This is a genomic window from Actinosynnema sp. NPDC059335, assembly GCF_042752395.1.
Lineage (GTDB): Bacteria > Actinomycetota > Actinomycetes > Mycobacteriales > Pseudonocardiaceae > Actinosynnema.
In genome coordinates this window covers 12,314-19,961 of sequence record NZ_JBHYXZ010000153.1, presented here as the reverse complement: position 1 = coordinate 19,961, position 7,648 = coordinate 12,314, and the positions used below count along the sequence as shown (strand labels likewise).

At 75.5% G+C, this 7,648-nt stretch carries 8 protein-coding genes; 2 read left to right on the top strand and 6 right to left on the bottom strand.

Going from position 1 to position 7,648, the window contains the following annotated elements; genetic code table 11:
* The 4 genes from ACFXGA_RS32900 to ACFXGA_RS32885 form a co-directional block, all read right to left on the bottom strand.
* Positions 1 to 185: beta-ketoacyl synthase N-terminal-like domain-containing protein (locus ACFXGA_RS32900; protein WP_378094751.1), on the bottom strand; the 185-nt coding region annotated here is incomplete at its 3' end.
* Complete coding sequence (locus tag ACFXGA_RS32895) at positions 182 to 571, bottom strand: cupin domain-containing protein (protein ID WP_378094749.1); 390 nt, start codon at positions 569 to 571, stop codon at positions 182 to 184. The genes ACFXGA_RS32900 and ACFXGA_RS32895, both read right to left, overlap by 4 nt.
* The gene (locus ACFXGA_RS32890; protein ID WP_378094748.1) at positions 568 to 1,596 is read right to left on the bottom strand and encodes a SchA/CurD-like domain-containing protein; all 1,029 of its coding nucleotides are present in this window, start codon (positions 1,594 to 1,596) and stop codon (positions 568 to 570) included. The genes ACFXGA_RS32895 and ACFXGA_RS32890 overlap by 4 nt, the downstream gene beginning before the upstream one ends.
* On the bottom strand, positions 1,593 to 1,913 hold the full coding sequence (locus ACFXGA_RS32885; RefSeq protein ID WP_378094747.1) for a hypothetical protein: 321 nt from the start codon (positions 1,911 to 1,913) through the stop codon (positions 1,593 to 1,595). Before ACFXGA_RS32885 ends, ACFXGA_RS32890 begins: the two co-directional genes overlap by 4 nt.
* Before the next feature lie 406 nt (positions 1,914 to 2,319).
* On the opposite strand from ACFXGA_RS32885, the gene ACFXGA_RS32880 reads away from it, so the two are divergent.
* On the top strand, positions 2,320 to 2,649 hold the full coding sequence (locus tag ACFXGA_RS32880) for a DUF6204 family protein (RefSeq protein WP_378094745.1): 330 nt from the start codon (positions 2,320 to 2,322) through the stop codon (positions 2,647 to 2,649).
* A 228-nt stretch (positions 2,650 to 2,877) separates the two neighbouring features.
* Here the strand turns inward: ACFXGA_RS32880 and ACFXGA_RS32875 are convergent, their stop codons facing one another.
* Entirely contained in the window at positions 2,878 to 3,381 is a 504-nt protein-coding gene (locus tag ACFXGA_RS32875; protein ID WP_378094743.1) for a hypothetical protein, read from the bottom strand.
* A 24-nt stretch (positions 3,382 to 3,405) separates the two neighbouring features.
* Positions 3,406 to 5,448 (bottom strand): S8 family peptidase, encoded by a 2,043-nt coding sequence (locus tag ACFXGA_RS32870; RefSeq protein WP_378094741.1) that lies wholly within the window; start codon positions 5,446 to 5,448, stop codon positions 3,406 to 3,408.
* A gap of 357 nt (positions 5,449 to 5,805) precedes the next feature.
* On the opposite strand from ACFXGA_RS32870, the gene ACFXGA_RS32865 reads away from it, so the two are divergent.
* The gene (locus ACFXGA_RS32865) at positions 5,806 to 7,503 is read left to right on the top strand and encodes a M14 family zinc carboxypeptidase (RefSeq protein WP_378094739.1); all 1,698 of its coding nucleotides are present in this window, start codon (positions 5,806 to 5,808) and stop codon (positions 7,501 to 7,503) included.
* The last annotated feature ends 145 nt before the right edge of the window (positions 7,504 to 7,648 follow it).

Genomic DNA, 7,648 nt, shown 5'->3' with positions numbered 1-7,648 from the left:
AGCCCGGCGGCGTCCGGGTCGAAATCGCACTCGGCGGCGATCCTGGACCGGAAACCCCGCGCGTCGAACAGCCCGATCGGCCGGGTGGCGGTCCGGCCGGAGGTCAGCAGCCCCCAGAAGGGCTTCACCCCGATCCCGCCCGGCGCCACCACCCCCAACCCCGTCACGGCCACCCGGCGGGTCACGGCGTCGTCTCCGTGTCCACGTGCCCCAGGTCCGGGCGCGGCGCCAGCGGGCACAGGTGGAACACCGCGCGGGCGGGACCGGGGCCGGTGTTGCGGACCCGGTGCCGCACCCCGGTCGGGATCAGCAGCGCCTGGTCCGCGCGGACCGCGTGCGGCACGTCGTCGAGGTCCACCTCGACCTCGCCCTCCACGACGTACAGGAACTCGTCGGAGTAGGGGTGGTAGTGCTCGTCGACCCGTTCCCCCGGCTCCAGGCGCACCACGCCGAGGAACCCGGTCGTGGCCCCCACGGTCGCGGGGCCGAGCAGGACGCGGAGGTCCCCGCCCCGGGCCCGGTTCGGCGCGGCGTCGCGGGAGCTGACGACGTGGTAGGTCTGGCTGGTCATGAGGACACCCCTGCGATGCGATCGGTCACCAACGTCATCGGGCGGGCCGTGCGGACGATCGGCGCCAGCTCGCCCGCCAGCGGCACCTCCAGCGTCGCGTCCGGCGACTCGACCAGGTGCACGACGAGGTCGCGCCGGCGGAACACCGTGGTGTTGCGGCCCGGGACCGCGGCGTCGGCGGCGAGCCGGCGGGCCACTTCCCCGCCCCGCCCCGGCAGCGCCCGGTAGACCGCGGCGGTGCGGGGCGGGTGGCCGGGGCACCCGTGCACGGAGGCGACGACCCGCATCCCGGCAGTCGCCAGGAACCGCCGTCGCCCGTCGTCGTCGGACAGGTCGCGGTCCAGCGTGAGGTGCGGGCGCAGCCTCTCCTCCACCGCCCGGACCTGCGGTTGCCCGGCCAGGTGCCGCACGACCTCGGACGGCGGGCCGGTGATGTCCACGACCCGCACCACGAGCGGCCCGGCCATGAACACCGACGTCCGGTCCAGCAGCCGCGGCCCGTCCCCCGCCCGCCCCGCCGGCGGCGAGGAGTAGCCGGCCAGGATCTCGGCCACCTCGGCCACCGACTCCGGCCGCACGGTGAACGCCAACGCGTAACGGCGCACCGGTCCGCCCCCTACCGGTCCCCGGGCCGGCGGCAGCGGCGCGGTGGCGAGGCGGACGCGGTAGCGGCGCGACTCCCTGGAGGTCACGCACGCCATCAGGGGCCCGGCGAGTTCGCGGTGCCCGGCGCTCGCCTCCCACCGGTGGAAGTGCGCCGGGCTCGACCACTCGCTGGTGAGCACCCACTCGTCCGGGTCGTCCTCGGACTGGCACAGCTGGTCGCCGAGGTAGCCGTCCACCCGCGCCACCCGGTGCCGGATCCGCCGGTACGCCTCCAGGAACCGGTGCCGCTGACCGTCGGCCACCCGGAGCCGGAAGACCACCCGCAGCCGGCCCACCGCCGACGCGGCGTCGCCCGCCGGCCCGGCCCCGCCCGTCAGGAGCGTCGAGGTGCGCTCGCCCGGCGGCGTGTCGGCCGTCATGCGGGCACCCGCCGCCGGTCGGGCTCCGAGGCGATCCGGCACGCCTCCTTCGCGACATCGGAGTCGACGCCCTCGTCGACCAGCATGCGGCGGCACTTGCGGCGGTCGTCGTGCTTGCCGGTCTTGGCGATCTTGCACGCCTTGAGCACGGTGTCGGTCGCCTCGTACCCGTGCTCCATCACCAGGTCGATGCAGATCCCCGGGTCCGCGTGAGCCGGGGGCGCGATCGGCGTGGCGGCCACGACCACCGCGCACGCCACTGCCGCCGCACCTGCCGCGGCGCCGCGAAGCCACGCCGTCCGGGACGTCGGTGACATCGGCTCCTCCCTCCCTGTTCGCGCCGGGTGCGCTGCCAGGCCGCCCACCGCGTCCTGCGCCCCGCGTCGAACCAGCATCGCCCGGCGCACATCACGGCTCGGCCGTCTGGTCGGCGATGTCGTCCGACCGGACAGGACACCACTCGCCCAGGTCATTTCCCTTGTCGCCCATCACCTTCCGCGCGCGGCGCGCGGGGCGGACCCTCACACCATGGGGGAACCCCGTCCGGGTCCGCGGTGACCTTCGGCGGACGGGCGTGGAATGGCGGTTTTGCCTGTTTGACGTGCCGACGTCAGGAATCGGGACCCCCGTGCGCCGTCGCCGTGACGGCGGTCAAGTCGGTTGCCGTCCGCCCGGCCGGTGTTCCACGATGCACCCCACATCCGGGCGAGCGGGGGACGGCACATGGCGGAGCACACCTACCGGGTCATAGTGCGCGGCAGGTTCACCGACCTCGACGACGCCGGCCGCGCGCGGCTGCTGGCCGAGGTCGACCGGCACGGGGTGCTCGACAACGGCTTCTCCGAGCAGGGGGCGTTGGCCTACGACCGGTCGCTGGACTTCTTCAGCTTCCGCGTGCAGCTGCGGGCGGAGGTGGAGGCGACCGACCGTGCCGTGTGCGACCGCGCGCTGGCCATGGCGTCGCGCGCGGTCGAGGAGTTCGGCGTGGACTTCCGCGACATGCGCGCCTCGGCCACCGACCTCGACCTGATCAAGATCCGCCGGCGCACGTAGCCCGGCGGGAGCGGCCCGGCGGCTCGCCCTGCCCGTGGGCGACCGGACCGCCGCGCTCCGCTCTCGACCGAACCCGTGCGCGCCGGCCACCGCCGCCTGCGCGCCGAAGTCCACAAAGGACGAAACGGGGCGGGCGAGGTCGGCTCGTGGAGCTGTTCCGGCGGCGCGTTGCCGAGCACGGCCGCTCGTGCCGCCGCGCTGCCGGCCAAGGGCGGCCCCCAACCGGTCTCAGCACATGACGATGCTGCTGTCGAGGTAGCTCCGGCCCGACGCGCTCCGCTGCTCGGTGATCCAGAACCGGAAGTTCGCGGTCGCCTGGGTGATCGTGTTGAGCCGGTTGACCCGCTCGCCGAGCAGGACGTGGTAGGTGGTGGCGCTCGCCGGGTCGCGGTACTCGCCGGTCACCAGGCACGGGAGGTTGCCGGTCTGCCAGGTCGGCTGCATCGCGTCGACGTACTGGACCAGCACGTTGCACGTCGCCCGGCGCGCCGAGACGAACAGGGGCGGTGTGTAGGCCGCGTTCTCGCGCAGCCAGAACCGGTAGGTGGTGTTCGCGATTATGGTGCCGCCCGTGTACGAGCGCTCGCCCAGCACCCAGTGGGTGTGGTACGGCGGCAGCGCGTCGCTGTAGCTGCCGTTGGCGCAGTCGGCCGGAGGCGCGGCCTGCGCCGGGGTCGCGACCGACAACGCCGCGATCAGCACGGCCGCCGCGGTGGCCACGGTGCGCTTCACGGTGGACTCCTTCCGGAGGTGTGGTCAGGTGGTGTCGAGGGCGACGTCGTCGATCACGAAGGACGTCGTCGCGCCGGTGTCCTCGACGGCGGTGAGCCGCAGGACCACCGACGTCCCGGCGAACGCGGACACGTCGTAGGCCCTGAGCCGGTAGCCGGACGCCGCGTCGAAGTTCGACAGCACGTCCAGGGTCACCCAGGGCTGCGGTCCCGGGCCGGCCGGCGCGACGTCCACGACGAGCAGGTCCGAGGCGTCCGGGCGCGGCCCCCACGGGACCGGCTGCGGGCCCGCGCTCCACGGGTCCGGGAACGGTCCCCACGGCCACGGCCACGGTTTGGGCGGCGGTGGCGTCCCCTCCGGGTTCGGCTTGTGGGCCACGGCCGCGGGCGTGTCGGCGGGGCCGCTGCCGATCGCCCACTCGGAGGTTTCGACGTGCGCCCAGAAGGACAGCGTGTGCACGGCGCCTTCGGCGGGGATCGTCACGGTCTGGGACAGGGACGTGCGCCCGGCGAAGCCCGTGCCGCCCAGCCAGGCCGAGGCGTCGCCGGTGCGCGCGGGCCGCCCGGTCTGTCCGAGCACGCCCGGCGTCGCGCTCCACGCCACGGGGCCCGGCCTCGCCTCGAACCCCGGTTGGTCCACCGCCTGGCCGAGGACGGGCCCCGGCATCCGGGTCACGACGGTCGTGGTGACGGTGTCGGTGCGGGCGGCCGCGTCGGTCACGGTGGTGGTCACGGTGTGGCGGCCCGCGGTGGTCGGGACGCCGGCGTACCGGCCCGTCGCCGGGTCGAGCGCCACGCCGGGTGGCAGGCCGGTCGCCGTCCACCGGTAGGGCGGTGTGCCGCCGGACACGGCGGGGGCCACCGCGAACTGCGCGCCCACGACGCCGGAGGCGGTCGCCGGCCGGTCGACCACCGGGGTGAGGTGGGTGAGCGCCAGGGCCAGCAGGTTCGGCGCGCCGGCGCCCGCGTTGACGACCCGGCCCGCGACCGCGTTCCCGCGCAGCCGGGCGGCGACCTCGGCGGGCGAGGCGTTCGGGCGCAGGGTCAACCACTGCGCCGCGATGCCGGCGACGTGCGCGGCGGCGGACGACGTGCCGCTCACGGTGTTGGCGCCGCTACCCCACGCGGACGTGATGGACACCCCCGGCGCGAACAGGTCCACGCAGGGGCCGGTGTTGGCGAAGGCGGGCCGCCGGTCGGTGCGGTCCGTCGCGCTCACCGTGACGACTTCGGGAACCCTGGCGGGCGTGGTGTCGCAGGCGTTGCCGCCCGCGTTGCCCGCCGCGACGACCGTGGTGACGCCGGACGAGACCAGGCGGCGCACGGCCGACTCCAGCGCGGTGCTCGTCCCGGGCGATTCCAGGCTGAGGCTCGCGACGGCGGGCGCGACCGCGTTGGCGGCGACCCAGTCGAGCCCGGCGATGACGCCGGCGACCGTGCCGGCGCCGGCGCAGCCCAGGACCTTCACCGCCACCAGCCGGACGCCCTTGGCGACGCCGTGCGCCGTGCCGCCGATCGTGCCGGCCACGTGCGTGCCGTGCCCGTGGCAGTCGGTGTCCGTCCCGTCCCCGGTGGTGTTGACGCCCCACCGGACCCGGTCGCGGAAGTCCTGGTGCGTCGTGGCGATGCCGGTGTCGACGACGTAGGCGTGCACCGCGGAACCGGTGTTGCGGTAGGTGTAGGCGGCGTCGAGCGGCAGGGCGGGCCGGTCGACGCGGTCCAGCCCCCAGGACGGCGGGTCGGGCTGCCGCCAGGACGCCCGCACCGGCCGGTCCCGCTCCACGGACGCCACGTCCGGGTCGGCCGCCAGGCGTCGGGCGGCGTCCTCGCTCATCGAGGCCGAGTAGCCGCGCACCGCGGTGTGGAACGTGCGGTCGACCCGGCCGCCGTACCGGCCGGCCGTCGCCGACGCGAGTGCCGCGACGCCCGGCCCGCCGGCTCGGGCGACCGCCGCGTCGTGGAACACCACGATGTAGTCGCGTGGGGCGGCGTGTGCCGCGGCCGGGGCGGTGAGCGCCCCGGCCAGGATCGCGACGACGCTCGGGAGCACGGGCCAACGCACGCCCACGGCTCGCCTCCACCGGGGTAGGACGGGTGATGTCCTCGAAGACCCCGGCGGCGGTGACCGCGCGCACGGGGCCGGCCCGAGGGTAGCCACCCGGCGATCCGGCCGGCATCCACCATTGGGCCGCCGCCCTGGGGCCGCCGCGTAGGCCGGTGGGCTTCCTCGTGCCTGGACCGCACGGAGCGGGCACGACGTCCGCCCGTCCCGGCAAGGTGGGCGGCACTCCTTGAGGGGACGACGTCACCGGGCCACCCGGCCCCGCGCACGTCGGCCCACCGAACGCCGGCCGGGACGTCGCCGCGTCCCGCCTGGGAGAGTGGTTCCCTCCGCCGCGTTCCTCCTCCGCGCAGGAAGGATCCGATGAAGCGACACCGATCACGGCTCGCCCTGCTGTGCGCCGCCGCCACCCTCGTGGCGGCCGGCCCGGCGACGGCGACCCCGGACGACCGCGCCCTCCTCTACGAGGTGCACGCCCCGCTCGGCTCCGAGCAGGCCCTGTTCGCCGCCGGCTTCGACGTGATGGAGCACCGCGAGGGCGACAACCTCTTCGTCCTCGGCGACCGGTCCACGGGCGGCGCGCTCGCCCGGGCCGGGTTCACCGCCTCCGTCGACCAGGTGCTGCCCGAGCCGGCACGGTCGGCGGCCACCGGCGACACGTTCCACGGCGGCTACCGCACCGTCGGCGCCCACCAGCAGCACCTCGACCAGGTCGCCCGCGAGCACCCGGACCTCGCCACCGTCGTGGACTACGGCGATTCCTGGCTCAAGACCCGGAACCGGGGCGGGCACGACCTGCGGGCCTTGTGCGTCACCCGCAAGCGCCCCGGCGACTGCGCCCTGTCCCCCGACGCGCCCAAGCCCCGCTTCTTCGTCCTGGCCCAGCTCCACTCCCGCGAGCTGACCACCGGCGAGATCGCGTGGCGCTGGATCGACCACCTCGTGGGCGGCGCCGACCCGGAGGTCGCCGCCCTGCTGGACACCACCGAGTTCTGGGTCGTGCCCGTCGCCAACCCCGACGGCGTGGAGCAGGTCCAGCGGGGCGGCGACACGCCGGTGCCCCACCGCAAGAACGGCAACGACACCGACCTCCAGGGCACCCCGTGCGGCACCGCGTCGCACTCCCACCACGGCGTGGACCTCAACCGCAACACCGGCTCCAACTGGGGTCTGCAGAACGCGTCCGACCAGCAGTGCGACCAGACCTACCGGGGCAGCGCACCCGAGTCCGAGCCGGAAACCCGTGCGCTGCAAGCGTTGTGGCGATCCCTGTACCGCGACCGGAGGCCCGCCGACCCGGCCCGGGCCGCGCCCGCCGACACCACGGGCCTGGTGCTGTCCCTGCACAGCTACGGCAACTACGTGCTGTTCCCGTGGAGCGGCGGCGGGCCCGAGCGGCGCACCGGCAACGACGCGGCGCTGCGCGACCTCGCCCAGCGGTTCGCCGGGCTGGCGGGCGCGGGCTGGCAGTACGGGCAGTCGGGCCAGGTGCTCTACTCGGCCTCGGGCACCACCGACGACTGGGTGTACGACGACCTCGGCGTCGCGTCCTTCGTGTGGGAGGTCGGCCCGCCGCCCGAGCAGGCGTGCGGCGGGTTCTTCCCGTCCTACTCGTGCCAGGACGGGTTCTTCTGGCCCAAGGCGCTGCCCATGCTGCGCCACGCGGCACGTCAGGCGGCCGCGCCGTACGCGCCCGTGCCCGAACCGACGACCCCGTGCGCCACGCGGGTCGACGACACCGACACGCCGGTGGTGACCCGGACCCCGCCGGTGGTCGTCACCCTGACCGTCACCGGCTGCGAGGGCAACGCCCGTTCCGCCTCACGGGTCGAGGTGCACTACAAGAACCTCCAGGGCTCGCTCATCACCCTGGACCTCGTCGCCCCGGACGGCACGAGCTACCGCCTCCAGCACCAGGTCGTGAGCACCCTGCCGGACCCCGGCGGCGCGTTCACCCTCGACCTGTCCCGCGAGACCCGCAACGGCACCTGGCAACTGCGGGTGCACAACGTCATCTGGGTGGGGACGGGCCACCTCGACTGGTGGAGCCTGTCGCTGTAGCCGCGTCGCGCGGGGGCCCCCCCCGGGGGGGGGTGTGGGGGGGGCGGCCCGGGGGGGGTGTGGGTGGGGGGCCCCGCCCGCTAGGCCGACGTGCGGGCGGCGCTGGTGGCCGGCGTCTCGATCGCCGCGGTGAACGGCCCGACGT

What these genes read in the sequence shown, in the direction of transcription:
- ACFXGA_RS32890 (WP_378094748.1), bottom strand. Translation starts at nt 1,596, where the DNA reads ATGACGGCCGACACGCCGCCGGGCGAGCGCACCTCGACGCTCCTGACG.
- ACFXGA_RS32885 (WP_378094747.1), bottom strand. Translation starts at nt 1,913, where the DNA reads ATGTCACCGACGTCCCGGACGGCGTGGCTTCGCGGCGCCGCGGCAGGT.
- ACFXGA_RS32895 (WP_378094749.1), bottom strand. Translation starts at nt 571, where the DNA reads ATGACCAGCCAGACCTACCACGTCGTCAGCTCCCGCGACGCCGCGCCG.
- ACFXGA_RS32865 (WP_378094739.1), top strand. Translation starts at nt 5,806, where the DNA reads ATGAAGCGACACCGATCACGGCTCGCCCTGCTGTGCGCCGCCGCCACC.
- ACFXGA_RS32880 (WP_378094745.1), top strand. Translation starts at nt 2,320, where the DNA reads ATGGCGGAGCACACCTACCGGGTCATAGTGCGCGGCAGGTTCACCGAC.